Annotated in this window: 13 protein-coding genes and 1 pseudogene; 10 read left to right on the top strand and 4 right to left on the bottom strand. The window is 68.0% G+C overall.

Features of this window, described 5'->3' with window-relative positions:
- Positions 1 to 12: 12 nt before the first annotated feature.
- Positions 13 to 3,117: a CHAT domain-containing protein gene (locus ACFWV2_RS28955; protein WP_384409334.1), complete on the bottom strand. Its 3,105-nt coding sequence runs from the start codon at positions 3,115 to 3,117 to the stop codon at positions 13 to 15.
- Positions 3,118 to 3,357: 240 nt separating this feature from the next.
- Between ACFWV2_RS28955 and ACFWV2_RS28950 the strand changes: the two genes are divergently transcribed.
- The 3 genes and pseudogenes from ACFWV2_RS28950 to ACFWV2_RS28940 all read left to right on the top strand — a co-directional run bounded on the left by ACFWV2_RS28950 (position 3,358) and on the right by ACFWV2_RS28940 (position 5,510).
- On the top strand, positions 3,358 to 3,867 hold the full coding sequence (locus ACFWV2_RS28950; protein ID WP_384409393.1) for a hypothetical protein: 510 nt from the start codon (positions 3,358 to 3,360) through the stop codon (positions 3,865 to 3,867).
- A gap of 82 nt (positions 3,868 to 3,949) precedes the next feature.
- A pseudogene (locus ACFWV2_RS28945) lies at positions 3,950 to 4,078 on the top strand (IS5/IS1182 family transposase); the annotation flags it as partial.
- 163 nt (positions 4,079 to 4,241) lie between these two features.
- Positions 4,242 to 5,510, top strand: a complete 1,269-nt coding sequence (locus tag ACFWV2_RS28940) for a hypothetical protein (RefSeq protein WP_384409332.1) — start codon at positions 4,242 to 4,244, stop codon at positions 5,508 to 5,510.
- Positions 5,511 to 5,542: 32 nt separating this feature from the next.
- Here the strand turns inward: ACFWV2_RS28940 and ACFWV2_RS28935 are convergent, their stop codons facing one another.
- The 3 genes from ACFWV2_RS28935 to ACFWV2_RS28925 are packed head-to-tail and all read right to left on the bottom strand — an operon-like array spanning position 5,543 to position 7,838.
- Entirely contained in the window at positions 5,543 to 6,202 is a 660-nt protein-coding gene (locus tag ACFWV2_RS28935) for a toll/interleukin-1 receptor domain-containing protein (RefSeq protein WP_384409330.1), read from the bottom strand.
- Complete coding sequence (locus tag ACFWV2_RS28930) at positions 6,199 to 6,648, bottom strand: toll/interleukin-1 receptor domain-containing protein (protein WP_384409328.1); 450 nt, start codon at positions 6,646 to 6,648, stop codon at positions 6,199 to 6,201. Before ACFWV2_RS28930 ends, ACFWV2_RS28935 begins: the two co-directional genes overlap by 4 nt.
- A complete protein-coding gene (locus tag ACFWV2_RS28925) occupies positions 6,645 to 7,838 on the bottom strand; it encodes a hypothetical protein (RefSeq protein WP_384409326.1) in 1,194 nt (397 codons plus the stop codon). Before ACFWV2_RS28925 ends, ACFWV2_RS28930 begins: the two co-directional genes overlap by 4 nt.
- A gap of 375 nt (positions 7,839 to 8,213) precedes the next feature.
- On the opposite strand from ACFWV2_RS28925, the gene ACFWV2_RS28920 reads away from it, so the two are divergent.
- The 7 genes from ACFWV2_RS28920 to ACFWV2_RS28890 all read left to right on the top strand — a co-directional run bounded on the left by ACFWV2_RS28920 (position 8,214) and on the right by ACFWV2_RS28890 (position 16,323).
- Entirely contained in the window at positions 8,214 to 9,104 is an 891-nt protein-coding gene (locus ACFWV2_RS28920) for a DUF4231 domain-containing protein (RefSeq protein WP_384409324.1), read from the top strand.
- Between the two features lie 264 nt (positions 9,105 to 9,368).
- The gene (locus ACFWV2_RS28915) at positions 9,369 to 9,728 is read left to right on the top strand and encodes a hypothetical protein (RefSeq protein WP_384409323.1); all 360 of its coding nucleotides are present in this window, start codon (positions 9,369 to 9,371) and stop codon (positions 9,726 to 9,728) included.
- Between the two features lie 306 nt (positions 9,729 to 10,034).
- Positions 10,035 to 10,874 carry a DUF429 domain-containing protein gene (locus ACFWV2_RS28910; protein WP_384409391.1) on the top strand — a complete coding sequence of 280 codons (840 nt, stop codon included), beginning with the start codon at positions 10,035 to 10,037 and terminating at the stop codon, positions 10,872 to 10,874.
- A gap of 217 nt (positions 10,875 to 11,091) precedes the next feature.
- Positions 11,092 to 11,457 (top strand): hypothetical protein, encoded by a 366-nt coding sequence (locus ACFWV2_RS28905; RefSeq protein WP_384409322.1) that lies wholly within the window; start codon positions 11,092 to 11,094, stop codon positions 11,455 to 11,457.
- Positions 11,454 to 13,139 carry an AAA family ATPase gene (locus ACFWV2_RS28900; protein ID WP_384409320.1) on the top strand — a complete coding sequence of 562 codons (1,686 nt, stop codon included), beginning with the start codon at positions 11,454 to 11,456 and terminating at the stop codon, positions 13,137 to 13,139. The genes ACFWV2_RS28905 and ACFWV2_RS28900 overlap by 4 nt, the downstream gene beginning before the upstream one ends.
- Complete coding sequence (locus ACFWV2_RS28895) at positions 13,136 to 15,454, top strand: WD40 repeat domain-containing protein (protein WP_384409318.1); 2,319 nt, start codon at positions 13,136 to 13,138, stop codon at positions 15,452 to 15,454. Before ACFWV2_RS28900 ends, ACFWV2_RS28895 begins: the two co-directional genes overlap by 4 nt.
- Positions 15,451 to 16,323 (top strand): hypothetical protein, encoded by an 873-nt coding sequence (locus ACFWV2_RS28890; protein ID WP_384409316.1) that lies wholly within the window; start codon positions 15,451 to 15,453, stop codon positions 16,321 to 16,323. The genes ACFWV2_RS28895 and ACFWV2_RS28890 overlap by 4 nt, the downstream gene beginning before the upstream one ends.
- Positions 16,324 to 16,554: the final 231 nt, after the last annotated feature.

Genomic DNA, 16,554 nt, shown 5'->3' with positions numbered 1-16,554 from the left:
TGTCCGATCGCGCTACCTGCCGGAGTGGAGGTGGGCCGCCCACAGGGAGGGTGTCGCCGGATAGCGGTCCCGTACCGCCCGTACGGCGTGGTGCAGCGCAACGGCGGCGCGGTCCGGGCCCGGGCCGGGGTCGGCGGGGCCCGCAGGGGCGCCGGTGAACAGGTGCCGGTAGAAGGACTCGGCGATCTCGGCGGCCATCTGGTCGTCGACCGACCACAACGTCCCCACCACGTGCGGGAAACCGGCGACTCGCAGTGCGCTGGTGAGGTGAATGGCCTCCTCCAGCAGGTCGGGGCCGCCGGGAGTGGCGGTGCTGCAGGCGGAGAGGTAGGCCAGCCGCGCACGGTCGAGGTCGACTGACGCGAGAGCGGACACCGTCAGCGGCGTGGTGTCGTGGTCGTGGAGGAACAGCCGGCTCCGCGAGGGATCCGTGTGGTCGGTGGCGCCGTGGCACGCGAAGTGGACGATGGCGCACTCCGGGAGGCGGGCCAGGACGGCGGCCGTGGTGGGGACGTCACCGCCCGGTGCCGGACGGGGCCCCTCGTCGTGGGGCTCAGGGGCGGTGAGGTTGATCGGGCGCGGCAGCAGGGCCCGTACGCGGCGGGCCTCCTCCGCTACGTGTTGCAGCGGGGGGAGGCCTGGGGCATCGGGAACGGCGACGATCAGGGACCGGACGTCGCCGGCGGCCGGCGGCCGGGGCCGCCGGGCATGGTGCAGCATGCGGATGGTGGGGGTGTAGGAGGAGATGACCCGGTCCATGACGGTGCGGCGGCGCGCGCCCGGACTGGTCCCGGTGGTCGTGTCCGTGTGGAAGCCCGCGGCGTGCAGGGGCAGGAGGCCCAGGAGTCCGCCCGGTGCCCACCACACCCGTGGCAGCTCGTCCTCGTTGTGCGCGGGTGGGAGGGCGTGCCCCACGGTTTCGAGGGCGGTGAGGACCGGTTCGGCCGCTGCCTCCCACAGCCATTCCAGTACTCTGCGGAGCGTCCTCTGCGCGGCGACGCGGTCGCGGTCCGGTGCCGTGGCGTCCTCCAAGGCCCGGTAGAAGCTCTCGGCCTGGTGCAGGACGGCTTCCAGGGTGAGCTGGGGCAGCGGGCACGAGGAGACGCCGTCCGGAGTGAGGAGCAGCGCGTCGCTGCGATGAGAACTGACCGCAAACGTCACCACGGGGCCGTGCGCGGCCTCGGCCAAGAGCTCATCGAGGTGGGGCGGCAGCCCGAACCCGGCGAATCCGTCGCAGGCCCGGATGTGCTCTAGCACCAGTGACAACTCCTCAGCCAGCCGGTGCCGTTCCGCGCCCTCTCCGCCGCCACCCGCGGGGTCACCGACGGTCGACGGCAACGGCTCAGGGTCCCGGTCCAGCGCCTCGCGCAGACCCACGAATTGGGCGGCGAGGTCTGGGTGCCGCTTCCGCAGGGCCGTCAGGTCATCCCGGGTGTCCAATGCCTGCGACAGGAGCACCGCCCGCCCGCCCTCGACCAGGCGCAGCGCTCTCACGGCCCGGTTCGGTGCGGTCACGCTCGTGTCGGCCAGGGCGAGGGCGGCCGCGTCGACGGCCAGACCGGCGGCGAGGGTACCTAGCGCGTGCTGCCGGTCGCCCCGACCCAGGCGGCGTGGCACCACCTCGGGGAGCGTCATAACGGCCTTCTCCAACAGCGCAGCGGAGCCGGCCGGATCGGAGGCCGCGGTCAGTTGCGCCACAAGGCGGGCCGTGGTGACGCGAATGCTCGGGGGTGCCGTCGCGTGTTCGGCCACCTGTCGCAGCTCGGCCAGCGCCCTCTCTCGGTCCAGCGCGCTGTTGGAGAACTTCGACCGCTGGAGCAGGGCGCCGCCAAGATGAGCCCGGTACACCGTCCCGTGGAGGTGGTCGTCGCGCGTACCGTCCAGGGCGGCGCCAAGGGCCGCCACCGCCTCGTCGAGGTCGTCGGCCGCCGGGGTGTGCTCGGCCCGCACCAGCAGGATGCGGGCGAGGACGGACAGGTACAGAGCGTGATCGGCGGCGGGGTAGTAGGCGGGGAGGCTCCGCACGGCGGCGCGGCTCAGTTCAACGGCTTCGTCGAGGTCGGCCCGTACGGCCGTGTGCTCGAAACGCATCAGCAGGGTGGCCGCCAACGTCGAGAGGTCCGGGGCCACGTGCGGCCACCCCTTCGGGACACATTGGAGGGCGGCACGACCGGTCTCCACCGCCTCGTCGAGGTCCGCCAGGATGCCGGTGCGTTCGTACCGCATCGCCAGGCAGCTACCGAGCGTGGTCAGGTGGGAGGACAGGTTGGGATGGTCGGGGGCGATGCGAAGGGCGGTGCGGGCGATCCTGACAGCCTCGTCCGCGTCTGTCAGTGCTCTGGTGTTCTCATATCGCACCTTCAGGGCGCGGCTCAGCTGGATCAGGCTATTCCCTCGGCCGGGCACATCGTCGGCGGCGGCTTCGACGGCGTCCCGCAGGGCGTCCACCGCCTCGTCCAGGTCCGCCAGCACCCCCATGTGGTTGAAGCGCGTATGGAGGACAAGGCCGAGGTTGTTCAACGAGCCGGCCAGCAGAGGCGGATACGGCGCGGCGGCCCGCACGGCTGTACGCGCCGTCTCCACCGCCTCGTCCGCGTCCGACGCCGCGAGGGTGAGGCCGTACCGCAGCAGCAGCGCGATGCTGAGGTGGGAAAGGCACAGCGCGCGTTCAGGATCCGCCTCGGGGAGGCAGACGAGGATGCGCCGGTAGAGGGTTTCCGCCAACTGCTGCCCTGCCGGGTCCATGGTCTCCCGTGCGCGCTCCAGCGTGCTCGCCGCGAACGGGAGCACCGCCCCGGCCAGCGGGGCGAGCAGAGGCTGCGGTATCTCGCCCGTGTCTCGGGTCCCCTTGATGAAGCACCAGGCGAAAAGCCGGATGGCCAGCTCGTGGTTGGCCTCAGCCTGCTCTGGGGGAAGGGACTGCGCACGGTGGAAGTGCAGCCACCCCAACGCATGCTCCACCTCCAGATCTGCCCCGCTGCCCGCGTCACATAAGGTCGCGAGACTCCGTGACAACACCACCGCGGCCGGGTCCAGCACCGCGGACCCGTCACCCGTAGCGGTGACACGGTCCACCCGCTCCCTGACCGCAGCAAGCAGGTCCTCGCGCTCCCCCATTGCACCCTCCCCCTGCCGTCACGCCCCTGCGACCGTCGAGGCTTCGATGATGGCCCCGCCACCCCGCCGCTGTCGCTCGACTTCGGACGTTCCGCCGCGGACAACCTCACCGGCGGCGGCCCGCCGGCCGGAGGCACGAGGCCACGGGTGGGGCACGTCTCCGCCCACGACGACCTCAACATCTAGGACAAGATCGCCTACGCCGGCGTCACCGGCGGCACCACCGGCCGCGCCGGGCAGATGAACCGCTTCGCCGCCGGCATGGGCCTCACCTCCCAGGGCATCCCCTTCTTCCACGAGGGTGATGAGTTCCTCCACTTCAAGGTCGTAGGAGGCGATTACGAAGCAGCCAAGAACTCCTACGAGTCCGGCGACAATGTCAACGCCGCCCAGTGGAGCGAGAAGACCCTCAACGCCGGCACCTTCCGCTACTACGAAGGACGCCATCGCGCTCCGCAAGAACGCCCCGCCCTGCGCCTGGGCACCTGGGACGCGGTGAAGGCCCAGATGGCCACCACCGTCAACGGCTCCGTCGTCACCTCGGCGATCAGTCCCCACGCCGGCGCCCCCACCAGCCACGACACCGTCGTGGTCTACAACCCGACGCACAACCCCCGTGAACGTGGCCCTGCCCGCCGGTACGTGGAAGAAGGTCCTCGACACCAACGGCGCCACCGACTCCACCAGCACCACCGCCGACGGACTCGCCGGCACCGTCTTCAAGAAGCCCCGATCGCCCGAACCCCGTGACTGTGTGCCGCCGCCCGGGGCGGCGGCACACAGACCCTCCCGGAAACCCGGCGGGCCTCGGGGCGACCCGGCGCTTTCCGCCCGCCCTATGTCCTGGCTTACCGGATACCGCGAGCTCAACCACCGCTACGAGCGCCATCCCCGCAACTACCCAGCCTGTCTCGGCCTCGCAGCCACACTCTGCTGCTACAAACGGCTCCTCAAACTGACCATGCAGGATCCGCTGTCTCGGCGAGTACGCCGTGGCACCCTGAAGGGTCGGGGTCTCCTCCGGAAGCTCCGCTGCAGCACCAACCGCATCATAGGATCAGCGTGAGGTCGGAAAAGACTCAGTTTGCGGGACACCTTCGTACGCGTACTGGTACGGTCACACGGTGGCATACAAAAGGATCTTCTCTGCCGCACTGTCGGCATTGTTTGTGCTAGTGGCCTGCGCCCCGCAAGGGGATGACAAGAATCCTCCCCCCTCACTCAAGGCTTCCTCTCCGAAAGGCACCTCGGACGAGAAGAAGAGTCCATCGAATTCAAGTAGCCAGAACGAGGAACTGTTCACGACATCCGCCACGATCGATGACGCGGAGAGTTTCCATTCGAACTCCAAATTCTTCGTGACCGTCGGCGATGAGAACGTCATCACCTACACGGCGAACGGAACAGAAGTCGCACGTTCCGGCGTCAAGGAATTCGAAGGTGGCTGCATTCTCGCGGTCCTCGGTTCGTCACCCGAGTCGGGATCGCTGATCTGGGGCAGGGTCACGGAGAAACCGGCCGCTGGACTGACGCCGCAGACGTGGACCTTGTCGATCGTCGCTACAGATGCCAAGACGCACGAACAGCGCTGGAGCAAGCCGCTCATCGCGGACTCCAAGACATCTCTCGGCTGCCAGGACCCGAAGGAAACCACCGCTACAAGGGACGAGAAGTGGCTCGCGTTCGGCCAGTGGGTCATCGATCTCACCGATGGCACGTCCCGCGCTCTCGGTGACGGTATCATCCCGCGCGCCGTCGGGAATTACATTCTGGTATTCGACGGCGTGTGCGCTAATTGCCTTAACGGAATGAAATCGGTACCGGTCACCGACCCGGCGACCGGGCGGACACTCTTCTCCTTCCCGGAGCACGACATCATCGGCTCACTCTCCGACGCGCCCGGCAAGTTCGCCACGTCTTCCGACGGGTCCACTCTATTCATCGCCCGCCGCATGTCCGGAGACCCGCTTTCCTATACCCTGCAGTCTCGGTCGCTGGCGACCGGGAAGGTGAACTGGGAGGTCAAGGGAGTCTCGTACTCGGGGCCGATCAGCCAGAAGGTGACGCTCGTAGAGGATGCCGGTGTAGTGATCTTCCCCGACCTGGCGGCGGCCGACGCGAAAGGCGTCGCCCCCGACGGACTACAGAAAGAACTGGGCCTTTCCCTGAGCGACGGGAAAAGGCTGTGGGCTATTCCCGGACTCGAAGTCTGTGCGGCGAATTCCGCTGGTGTCGCGGTCGAGACGAACAACCAACTGGTGATAATCGATCCTCGAACAGGTCGCCAGCTGGCCTACACCCCCGAGCGGAGCGACTGCGGACAGCCGCTCGGCGAGTACTCCTACTACTCCGACGACGACGCGCTAGTCCGCGTCCTCCCGGCGACCGGGTAGCCCGGGGGGCCGCTCGGGAAGCGGGCCCGGGGTCAGAAGCGGCGTGCGAACCACCGTTTGAGGGTGGCGACGGTGAACCCGAGCGCCACGACCGCAACGACGGCCCGTCTCAAGTCGGCGCTCCCTCCGTCCCCGTTGTAGCTGGCGGCGCCGTACAGGAACCCGAGTGCGTCCAGCACCAGCAGGCCCAGGAGGAACTTGGTGTCGCCGCGCATGCCGACCGGGGCTCCGCGGCGGGGGAAGCGTGGCGCCCCGCGCCCGGGGAACCCCGGGCGCAGCGAGGGCTTGAGGCGTGTGCGGGTGACGGCCCGTTTGAGTACGGCAGCGGCGCGCGCCTCGGGCAGGCCGTGCAGGACCACGGGGGTGAGGTTGCCTAACAAGGCGCCCGTGGAGGTTGGTTCGACCTCCACGGGAAGCACGGTGAGTCCTTCGCCGGACGGGTCGTCGCGAGCGAAGGACGACCACTCCGCACCGCCACGCGAAGAAAAGCGGTAGGAGGTCGAGACAACGGCGATCAGGCGTTTCGCCGCTCGCAGGTCTCGGTCACGGGCCAGGACACTGTTGTCTCCGGGGGTCTCGTGGTCCCAGGCACCCAGCCGGACCGTGTACCCCTCGTTCTCGAGCTGCCAGCCGATCCATTCGGCCCATGTGAGGTCCTCGTCGGCGTAGGAGATGAAGAAGTCGACGGTCATCCGGCACCCGGGAAGGGAGCGGGGGGACGGGGACGGGAGCGGGCGGGCCGCAGGCCGTCAAGGAGCCTGCCGCGGGCGGTGTGCTCATCCAGGCCGACCAGCGAGATCCTCGTCCGGGGGCCGAGGAGTCCCTCGACTTCCGTGGGCTTCACCATCACGGGGACGATCAGGCGGCGGGCGCCGTCTGGGTCCTTGCGGAACACGGTGGTCCATTCGGCTTTCGTCATCCCGGACTCGAAGAAGGCGGGAGTGAGGATCAGGATGATCCGCCCGGCGCTGCGCAAGGCGTCGTCCATGTCCGTGACGAAGTTCCCGCCGGCGGTGAAGTCCAGCATCTGGACGACCGTGCGGTAGCCGGCTTCTTCGAGGACATCGTTCGTCCACGCGGCCCAGCTCGCGTCGGCAGCGGTGTAGCTGATGAAGTAGTCGGCTGTCTCAGAGGTCATGGGGTCGCAATCCTGTACCGGTACGTATCGGTGGTGTCCTGCTGGTCGTCGTCGGTGTACATCAGCACGCCGGGAAGGACCTCCGGGCAATCGGTGTCCTGGGCGTCGAAGCGCACCTGCCGCTTCGTCCTCGCGTCGAGAACGGCCGATTGGTCGTTGACCCGGAGGTAGACACGACCATCCGCGATCCCGCAGAAGTCGTCCGACCCGTCGATCTTCCACCGCAGCTTTCCGGACACCACGTCGACAGCCGCGAGTGCGCCGAGCGATCCTCCGCCGTTGTCGTAGACGATGGCGGTCCCCGTAGGCGCGTCCAGGTCCATGGTGACCCAGTCATCATGTCCGGTGGCCGAATGCCGCAGGGACCAGACGGGCTTCCCCGAGGGGAGGGAGTACCCCCTCATGGCGTTCTCCCCCTGGGCGTCCTCGCTGTCGAGTGCGATCAGGATCCCCCGGTGGGCCGTGGTCCTCCCGAGTTCCTCACTGCCCGCCGTGACCGGCTCGGGGACGCTCCCGAGCTTCCTGCCGGTGGCGGGCGCCTGGATGTCCACGGAGACCGCACCGATACGGGAGGAGTTCCCGCGGGGCAGGCCCAGCCAGCGGTCCAGGACGACCGTCGCCTCCGGCACCTGCCGCGTAGTGCCGTCGTCGAGCCGGACGAGGTAGGTCCGCAGACCCGGAGCGAGAAGGGCATAGGTCCCGTCGGAGGTGGCGGACAGGGCGAGCTCCGTGGTGGTCGCGCCCTCGCAGCTGCTCCCCCACTGGGTACTGTCCTTCTCCACGTCCTTCTTCCACATGAGGGATCCGGTCACCGCGTCGTGGGCGCGCAGGGACAGGGTGCCCCGTGCGGGATGAATTCCCTCGGCCGGCCGTGCCACGACACTCGTGGAGACGATAACCGAATGTCCTCCGTGTTCCTGCGGGACGAGCGCGAGCGCACACGCGTTCTTCCACTGGTCGGACGTCTCAAGATCGAGCGTGTTCGTCTTCCGTCCGCTGCGCAGGTCGAACAGGTCCAGCTGATGTCCCCCTCCCGCCGGGGAGTCGAAGACCGCCAGCGTCCGGCCGTCCGACACGAGGTGGGGTCGGGAGCCGGAGGGGTACGTCGCCAGTTCCTGGCCGGAGGTGGCCGTGGGCTCCGGTGACGCGGGCGCCGTCGATGCCGGGGCGGTGCCACCGGACCGGGGCACCGTTCGGGTCGTGCCTCCGGCCGGGAGATCCCTGCTTCCCCGGTCGTCACCGGCCGGGGCGCCGCACGCCGTCATCGCGCAAGCCGTGCCGATGACACCCGCGAACAGACGCAAACGTAATGGCAAACGACTCACACGCTCTCCCCGGGACGGCGCACGTGCAGTGCAGTCTGCACTCTCCCGGCCTGCCTGTCAGGCGATAGGGCGAGACGGGTACGCGGAGCGGTTCCGCCGGACCGTTGCCGCCGCTCGACGCGGGTGCCGTTCTCACACTGGGACCGCTTGCACCGTACGCCGTGGAAGGCGCGCCCTCGGGAAACGGCGTCCGGCACCGAAGGACTGACGTGAAAGGTGAGGAGCCGTCAGAATCTCAATGTGACGACGACGCAGGAGAATGCGAGCATACGGAAGGTCTGGGACCAGCAGAGCGTCTGGTCCCAGAGCGCGAACCGGCTCAAGACATCGGTGGAGACCGCACGTTCGAGGGCTCTGGTCCTGGCGGTTGCGGCGGCCGGGCTGGGAACGGCGTCCGCGCACGTGATGGACTGGAACGCCCGGCTGGGTGCGGTACTGGCCTTCATAGCCGCCCTCGCGGCCGGCCTGTCCCCTTTGCTGGCCCAACGGGGCGGTCCCGGCCTCATGAGCGACTGGATTCGCACGCGGGCCGTGTCCGAGGCGCTCAAGGGCGAGGTCTACACCTGCCTCGCCGGCGTGGGTCCCTACGCGGAAAGGGCGAGCAGCACGGTACTGCTGGCGGAACGCGCCCGCGGCTTCCACGTGGACGCCACCGACCTCGTGCGGCACACCACCGGGATCTCCGCCGAGGTGCGCCCTCTGCCGCCCGTGGTCGACCTGGACACCTACGTCGATCGACGCCTGCGTCGTCAGATCGACTTGTACTACCGCCCCAGAGCTGCGTGGATGCAGAACAGGGTGGAACTCTTCGCGAAGACGGAACTCGCTTTCGGCGCCGCAGGCGTCCTGGTGGCCGCCGCGGCCGGGGCCTTCACGATCGGCGGTCTCGCGGCCTGGACCGGTGTGATCGCTTCCGTCTCTATCGCGGTGACCGCGCATGCGACAGCGCGGCGGTACGCCTACCAGCACCTGGAGTTCCTGCGCACCGCCGAGGAACTGGAGCGGCTCCTCGACCGCTGGACTGCGGACCCCTCGCCCACCGGCGAAAGCGCAGACGCCTTCGTCTCGAAGTGCGAACACATCATCTCCATCCAGAACGAAGCCTGGATGATCCGCTGGACCGTGGGCTGAACGAAGCACGGCCCGCAGAGGACGGAGCGGCCCCGAAACGCGGGATGCCCTCGTCTCTTGCGCACAGCCAGTTCTTTGGAATTCGATCGATCTCGCATGACGCGCGCGATGACACCGGCGGGGGTCGTCCTCGTGCTGTTCGAGGTCGAACTTTCCGCAACCCTCTCGTCGATCGACCCGATGTCTTGCTGCAAGGGCCGGTCCGAAACTCTGTGAGCTCAGAGCCCTTTGGCAATGCCAGTGGCAGGTGCCGCCATCCCGAACATGAGCAGAGACGACAGCGACGGAGCGTACGTGGTCGGCCTGTGCAACAAGGTCCTTGATGAACCAGCACTCAGGCAGCACAAGTTCGACTGGCTGCTTGGTGACCGGCACGAGTGCCAGGCAGGCCAAACTGCCAGCGATCAGCCGGTTCCGCACTTTGGCAAGCGGACAAACTCACCGTCAGCGGCGTACACCGGAATCTCGGTTCCGGGACAGTCGTCCTCGGCGATCGGCGTCGAGGTCCGCAGGTCGGATCACCACGAGTCGCAGTCCGCGCCCTGGAATCTGAATGTCACGGCGGGCGTCGGACATAGCTTGCTGTTCTCCGCGGCCTGCGCGGTGAAGACATCTGATCTGTGAGGCGAAGGGCCGCACGAGTGAAAAGGGCGTCGACGCCGACATTGCTTATGGCCAGTTCCTGAGGCGAATGAGGGCCGAGCCCACGACGCGCCGGTTCGCCCTCGTCGTGCCGGCGTCCTCCGTGAAGGTAGCCGAGCCCCTGGCAGCGCGGCTCGAACGAGAACACGAACGGTCTGCTGCGGCAGTACTTCCCGAAGGGCACCGGTCTCTCGGTCCGGATCCGCGCGCATGGACATCCTCGGCTTGGTTGTTTAACTACCCTTGGGGATCGATCATCTGAAAGGAATCAGAACCAAGTTGAACGCCGTGATTACGGGCGAGTGGCCAGAGACCGCCGCTACGGACCCGCCAATGGTGACAGTGGGCATCGACCTGGCCGGCTACTCCAGAGTGACCGGAGTCTGCCGCGTCACCTGGGCGGAGCAACCGGTCGTCGAGCTGCTCAGTGCCAGGAACGACGAAGACCTGCTGGAGGCCATGCGGACCGCCGACAAAACCGGCCTGGACTCGCCTGTCGGCTGGCCGGTGGCGTTCACGTCGCTGCTCGCCGCCCACCAGGCCGGGACAAAACTGCCCGTACGGTCCCGTTACATGCCGCACCCGGGCGGTCCTGACGGGCTGGGCACGTTCACCCATCGTCTGACTGACGACCTGGCATGGAAGCGCACGGGGGCCGGGAAACAGCGCCCCTTGTCTGTCGCTGCCGACAAGCTGGGCATCGTCGCCATGCGAGCGGTGGACCTCTTGGAACGTCTGGCGGAGGCGGGCCCCGCTATTCCCCGAGATGGCTCCGGCCCGGTCGTCGAGGTCTACCCGGCGTTCGCGCTGATCCAGTGGGGGCTTGCGAGCAAGGTCAGCTACAAGGGCTCCACGCCTGGCGCTCCTGCTGCGAGGGCCGAGATCGTTGCCGGCCTCGCCGACGGCTTGGGCCTTGACCTCAGCGAATGTGTGCGCGACCGGTGCACGCGCAGCGACCACGACCTAGACGCCCTGATATCGGCGGTCGTCGCCCGTGCCGCAGCATGTGGCATGACCCATTGGCCGACCACGGAGGAGGAGCATGCGATGGCCGCGGTCGAGGGCTGGATACACCTCCCACGCCGAAGCCTTCCGCTCGCTGTTGTGCGGGACGGGGTAGCTCCCTGACCCTGCTCGCCAATCGGGCGGGGGTCTGTCAGCCGCAGACGCATCAGCGGCCGGTGGAGATCGGCACCTCGCAGACTGGCGCGGTTGCAGAGCAGGGAGGTGGCCGCGGTCTTCTCTGTGGACGCGACGCGTCCCGTGAGGCGCCTGCCGGTCGACGTACTACCATGAGATTGAGTTCGCATACCCCGGAACCCAGGCGAAGGCGGAGGGACGGGGCATGAGTAGCGACGTGCGACATCCCGCAAAGACGCGCAAAGTCTTGAGCATTGGCCTATCTCTGGACGAGCCCGACGGCGGCAGCGAGCCGATCCTGTCCGACCTTGATCCCTTGATCGAAGCTCCAGTGCATGCAGCGACGGTATCCAAGAGCCTATCGACGTTCGGCTATCTGCAGGCATGGAAGCCCGGAGATGGGGATCCGGGGGAGGCCATTCGGCTCGCCGTCAAGAGTGCAGAGACAGATCTGTTGGTGGTGCACGTCGTCGCACACGGCAGGCTGGCTCAGACCGGCGGGCAGGGGCTGCACGTGGTGGGTAGCGACGGGCAGGATTTCGATGACCCGTCTCGGCCTGGATCAGTTTGATCGAGTCGCATCCGGACAAGGATCGGCCGCTGACGCTCTTCATTCTCGACCTGTGTCATTCGGGGGCGGCAGCCACTCTGCCGTGGCATCAGGAGATGCGGGTGGACGACCGGCGTGCGTGGGTGATTGCAGCTTGCGGGCGAGGCGACCTGGCCTTCGACTACCGACTGAGCCGGGCGGTAGCTACGGTCCTTCAGGGATACACCGATGGGACCCTGAGCGTAGACGCATCCCTCTCCCACATACCGCTGCCAGCCGTGGCCCGGGAGATCGACCGCGCCGTCGCGGAGCTCAACGCCGCTGCCGACGACTTCTCGCAGCAGATCGAAGGAAGCAGGATCCCGTTCTTCACGGACCTGGACCACCTAGGCTTCTTCCCTAACCCTGATCACCGACGCCAGCCAGGCAGCGTGCTGGAGCACGTCGATCCCGGCATCGCCTCACTACTGGACGAAGCCTTCGACCCACGGCACTTCATGCTGCGTGGGGCCGGCACCGAACCCCTCGGCCGTAAGGCCGCACAGGGGTATTTCCACGGCAGGGACGCGGAGGTGCGATCCCTGACAGCGTGGTTCAACGGTCAAGGGCCGGGCTTCCGCGTCGTGACGGGGAAACCTGGCGTGGGGAAATCCGCGCTACTAGGCGTCCTCGTCTGCGCGGCGCATCCCGCTCTGCGCATCGACACACAGAACCTGTGGTGGCGGTTGCCGGTCAAGCCGGCCCTCAATGACAAGCTCGTCGTGGTCCACGCCCGGCACCGGACCATGGAGCACATCGCCGATTCCCTGGGCCGTCAGCTCGGCGCCGTCGAGCGCGACCGACCTAACGGAGGCTGGGATGCTCAAAGCCTGATCCGGCTCGCGCACGCGACCGTCGGCAGTTCTCCCACATTGGTGATCGACGCTCTGGACGAGGCGGAGCGGCCCCAGGACACCGCCCAGGCCCTCCTCATGCCACTGGCGCGCCATGCGCTCTCCAGCGCCGCGTCTCTACGGCTGCTCCTCGGTACGCGATCCGCCTCGGGACTGGTCGCCCCGATCGAACTCGCTCGGAGCACAGGGGGTCTGCTTGATCTGGATCACGCCGAGCCCCGCGACGTGGAGAGGGCGCTGCGGGATTACGTGAGCGATCTGCTTGCCGTGGACACACCCTATGCGGCGCTCGAAGCGACCGACGCCGCAGCCGCACTTGCCGACGGCATCGCAGCCCGGCTGACCGGCAACGACCCCGGCCGGCCTCCGGCCGATCCCCTGGGCTGGGGGGAATTCCTTGTTGCCGGACTCTATCTGCGGCACGTTCTGACCAAACCCGTCCAGGCTGACCCCGAAACTGCCCGAAGGATCGGGTTGGCTGTCCCTCTGGACCTGCACGAACTCCTCGAACTCGACCTCGCAGCACGCGCCGATCACCGGAATCTGCGCGCAGTCCTGGCTACCTTGGCCCACTCCGAGGGTAAGGGCATGCCCGAGCGGATTGTCGCCCACACCATGCCGACGTTCATGCCGCCCTCCGAGGGGCCGCTCCCGATCGACGAGGTACGAGACGCACTCGACCAGGCCCGCTTCTATCTGCGCCGTGACATCGACGTAGACGGCACCACCCTGTACCGCCTGTTTCACGAAGGGCTCGCTGAGCGCCTGAGAACAGCCGGCTGCGCGCCATCCACGCCGGAGAAGTCATGATCCCGCAGCCCACCCCGTCACCCTATGCCGTGTCCCTGTACGAACGGCTTCTGAGGTCCGTGCCGTCAGCGGTCGACGGCAGACCCACCTGGCGGGTTGCCGCTCCCTACCTGCTGCGGCATGCAGCCCAGCATGCGGCGAATGCCGGCCGCGCGGGCGAACTCCTCGAAGATTCCGAGTTCCTCGTCCACGGCGAACCCTCCGCGGTCAACTCCATCCTCGGCCGAGCGGCGAGCGACAGCGCCCGGCTTGCGGCTGCGGTTTACCGGACCTCCTACGGCATTCACCGTGGGCTGGAGCCCTTTGACCGCCGACAGGTGCTGGCCTTGGACGCCGCTCGCTTCCACGCCGCGCAACTGGCCGAGGTCTTCGCCCGCGAGGGGGACTGGAAACCTCTGTGGGCGACCGGATCGCAGGTCTCGGCGGGAAGCACCGCCATCCTCACCGGCCATATCCGTCCGGTGTTCGCTGCGGCAACCGCCCTGGTCGACGACCGCCCCGTTGCCGTGACAGGCGGCGACGACCACACGGTGCGTATGTGGGACCTGGTCACAGGACGCAACACGGCCGTACTCGCCGGTCATGAAAGCTCGGTCTACGCCGTCGCCACCGCACTGGTCGACAACCGGCCCGTCGCTGTGACAAGCGGTCATGACTACACCGTCCAGGTCTGGGACCTGAACACCGCCAGCAGATACGGAAAGCCCATGACGGGCCACAGCGCCCCGGTGAAGGCGGTGGCGACCACTACCTTCGACGGCCGCCCCGTCGCCGTCACGGCAAGTGAGGACGGCACGGCCAGGGTCTGGGACGTGGCCGAGGGTGAGACGATCGCTGTCATCGCGGGCCACTCCGGCTCCGTGACCGCGGTCGCAGCGATCGAGGTCGACGGCCATCCCATCGTCGTCACCGGCGGAGATGACCACACGCTGCTGGTGTGGAACCTGTCGGCCGGAGGCCGCGGCATCGCACTCAGAGGACGTCGCGGTCCGGTGCTCTCCCTGGCGACGACAACGATCGAGGGCCGTCCTGTGGTGCTCTCGAGCACCCGTGATCCCTTGGCCGAAGTGTGGACGTGGGACCTGACTTCCAACCGCCCCTACAACTACCCCCTGCTGGGCCACGACGCTCCCGTACGCGCGATCGCGACGACGGTCCTGGACGAACGTCCCATCGCTGTAACAGGCGGCGAAGACGACACGGTGCGAGTCTGGGATCTGGTCGCCGGGCAGCAGATCGGCCGTCCCCTCACCGGCCACATCGCTCCCGTCGACGCGATAGCGACCACCGTTGTCGACGGCCACGCTGTAGCCATCACCGCTAGCGATGACAGCACCGTTCGTATGTGGGATCTGACTGTCCGCAGCGGGATCGGGGCGCCAAGACAGGGCCACATCGCACCGGTATTCACGGTGGCGACCACGGTCGTGTCCGACCGCCCCGTCGCCATCTCCGGCGGCGGCGACGCGACCGTGCGGATGTGGGACCTAGACGACGGAGACGAGATCGGTGTCGGTCTCGTCGATCCGACGTTCAACCACACCCTTCTCACCATGTACGGCCCCGTACGCGCGCTGGCAGCGGTGACCCTGGCCGACCGCCCTCTCGCCGTCATCGCTGGTCCCAAGGCCGGCGCGCAGCTCTGGGACCTGGCCGTTGGGGAACAGATCGGCAGCCCTATCGGCAGTGCTCCGGTCACCGCACTGGCCGCCCTGGTCGTGGACAGCCACCTCCTCGTCGTCATCTCCACCATCGAGCGCGCGACCCAGGTGTGGGACCTGAGCGAGGGGCGCCTGCTCGGCAGCCTCGATACCGAGCACACCGTCTACGGGATCGCCGCCACCGTTGTGGAAGGCCGTCCGGTCGCCGCCATAGCTGGCGGCGGCACGGTATCCGTCTGGGACCTGACCGCCGGCCGGTCAGCCCTGACAATCGAGCACGGCAGCGGTGTGCGGGCAATCGCGACGGTCCTGCTCAGGGACCGTGTAGCCGCAGTGACGGCCGGCGAGACAGGCGCAGTACACCTGTGGGACCTTGCAACAGGCAGTCCTATCGGTGCACCACCCACCCAGCACAACGGACCTGTGACCGCACTCGCGGCGGCCGACGTCGATGGCTTCCCTGCCGCAGTGACCACCGGCATCGACTGGACGGCGCGGGTATGGGACCTCGCCACCATGTCGTGTCTGAGCACCATGCGCCTTTTCGACATGCCACGGTCAGCCGCCCTCACAACGGCGGGCACCGTCGTACTCGGCGTAGGGAACGAAGTTGCCGCGCTCAACCCGGCAGCACTCACCAGGAGACGCATATGACCATCTCCGGCTCCTCGCCCCTCAGAATCGTCGGCGTCCACGGTGTGGGCTACTTCAACCCCGGCGCCACTGCCGAAGGTAACTCCGAAGCCCAGAGCGCCCTGTGGACGCTGCATCTTGCAGCCGGGCTGGCCATGCCCAGCGACAGCATCGACCTCGACTTCGCCTACTACGCACACCTGCTCGCGACGGGAGCCGTAACCCAGGGAGCCTCCGAAGATCAGCTGGGAGACCCACTGGCCCGAGAACTGCTGGCCCAGTGGCTGCAGGCCCTCGAAGCCCCCCGGCCCGTCACCCAGGGCTCCTTGACACTTCCCCTGCGTCACGCCGCCTCCTGGGTCGCGAAGAGATACAGCCTGGACGGCCGACTGACCCGGCTGTTCATCCGAGTGTTCTTCCGAGAGGTAGCCGCCTACCTACGAGCAGGCGATGACGAGGCGCGTGCAGCAGCCCGCGACCTCGTCGCCAGCCGCATCGCGGAGCACCGCCCCCGGGTCGTGGTCGCCCATTCGCTCGGCACCGTAGTGGCATACGAGGCGTTGCATTCCCGCCCTGACCTGGACGTCGAGCTGCTGCTCACCATGGGCTCTCCTCTCGCCCTGCCACACGCGGTGTTTGACCGACTCGCCCCCCGCCCCGACGGCACCCCGACGCCGCTCGGTTCACGCCCGTCCAGCGTCGCCCGCTGGGTCAACATCGCTGATCCAGGAGACCCGGTAGCCATCCCTCCCGGCCTCGCCAACGCGTTCAACGGCATCGCGTTAGACCTCACCACCCCCGTCAGTGAGGCGTTCGGTTTCCACCGCGCGGGCAACTACCTGGCGGCCGCGGCGACCTCAGCCACGCTGGGCCCCTACATCGGCGCCTGACAGACCACAAGCCCAGGCCACCTCGGCGATAAGTTCAGCAGTCACATGGGCCGACAGGCCCGTGATCCGGCGGTTGCTGATGTCACTGCACGAGACACGTTCCCCACCTCCCGACCATGATCAACCATTCCGACGTCTCGCTACCTACCGTGCACGAGCTCGTAACCGCTGTGCCCCGCGCCCCAAGGCCGGCCGGTCCCGGCCTGTCGTTCGGCGGCGTACACCCGCTCA

The organism is Streptomyces sp. NPDC058671 (genome assembly GCF_042716475.1).
GTDB lineage: Bacteria > Actinomycetota > Actinomycetes > Streptomycetales > Streptomycetaceae > Streptomyces.
Note: the sequence above shows the minus strand (reverse complement) of the source record. Positions and strands in the feature narration are given on the sequence as shown.

Excerpts from the sequence above, each read along its gene's own strand:
- ACFWV2_RS28955 (WP_384409334.1), bottom strand. The coding sequence starts at position 3,117 with ATGGGGGAGCGCGAGGACCTGCTTGCTGCGGTCAGGGAGCGGGTGGAC.
- ACFWV2_RS28950 (WP_384409393.1), top strand. The coding sequence starts at position 3,358 with ATGAACCGCTTCGCCGCCGGCATGGGCCTCACCTCCCAGGGCATCCCC.
- ACFWV2_RS28935 (WP_384409330.1), bottom strand. The coding sequence starts at position 6,202 with ATGACCGTCGACTTCTTCATCTCCTACGCCGACGAGGACCTCACATGG.
- ACFWV2_RS28930 (WP_384409328.1), bottom strand. The coding sequence starts at position 6,648 with ATGACCTCTGAGACAGCCGACTACTTCATCAGCTACACCGCTGCCGAC.
- ACFWV2_RS28915 (WP_384409323.1), top strand. The coding sequence starts at position 9,369 with ATGAGCAGAGACGACAGCGACGGAGCGTACGTGGTCGGCCTGTGCAAC.
- ACFWV2_RS28905 (WP_384409322.1), top strand. The coding sequence starts at position 11,092 with ATGAGTAGCGACGTGCGACATCCCGCAAAGACGCGCAAAGTCTTGAGC.
- ACFWV2_RS28895 (WP_384409318.1), top strand. The coding sequence starts at position 13,136 with ATGATCCCGCAGCCCACCCCGTCACCCTATGCCGTGTCCCTGTACGAA.
- ACFWV2_RS28890 (WP_384409316.1), top strand. The coding sequence starts at position 15,451 with ATGACCATCTCCGGCTCCTCGCCCCTCAGAATCGTCGGCGTCCACGGT.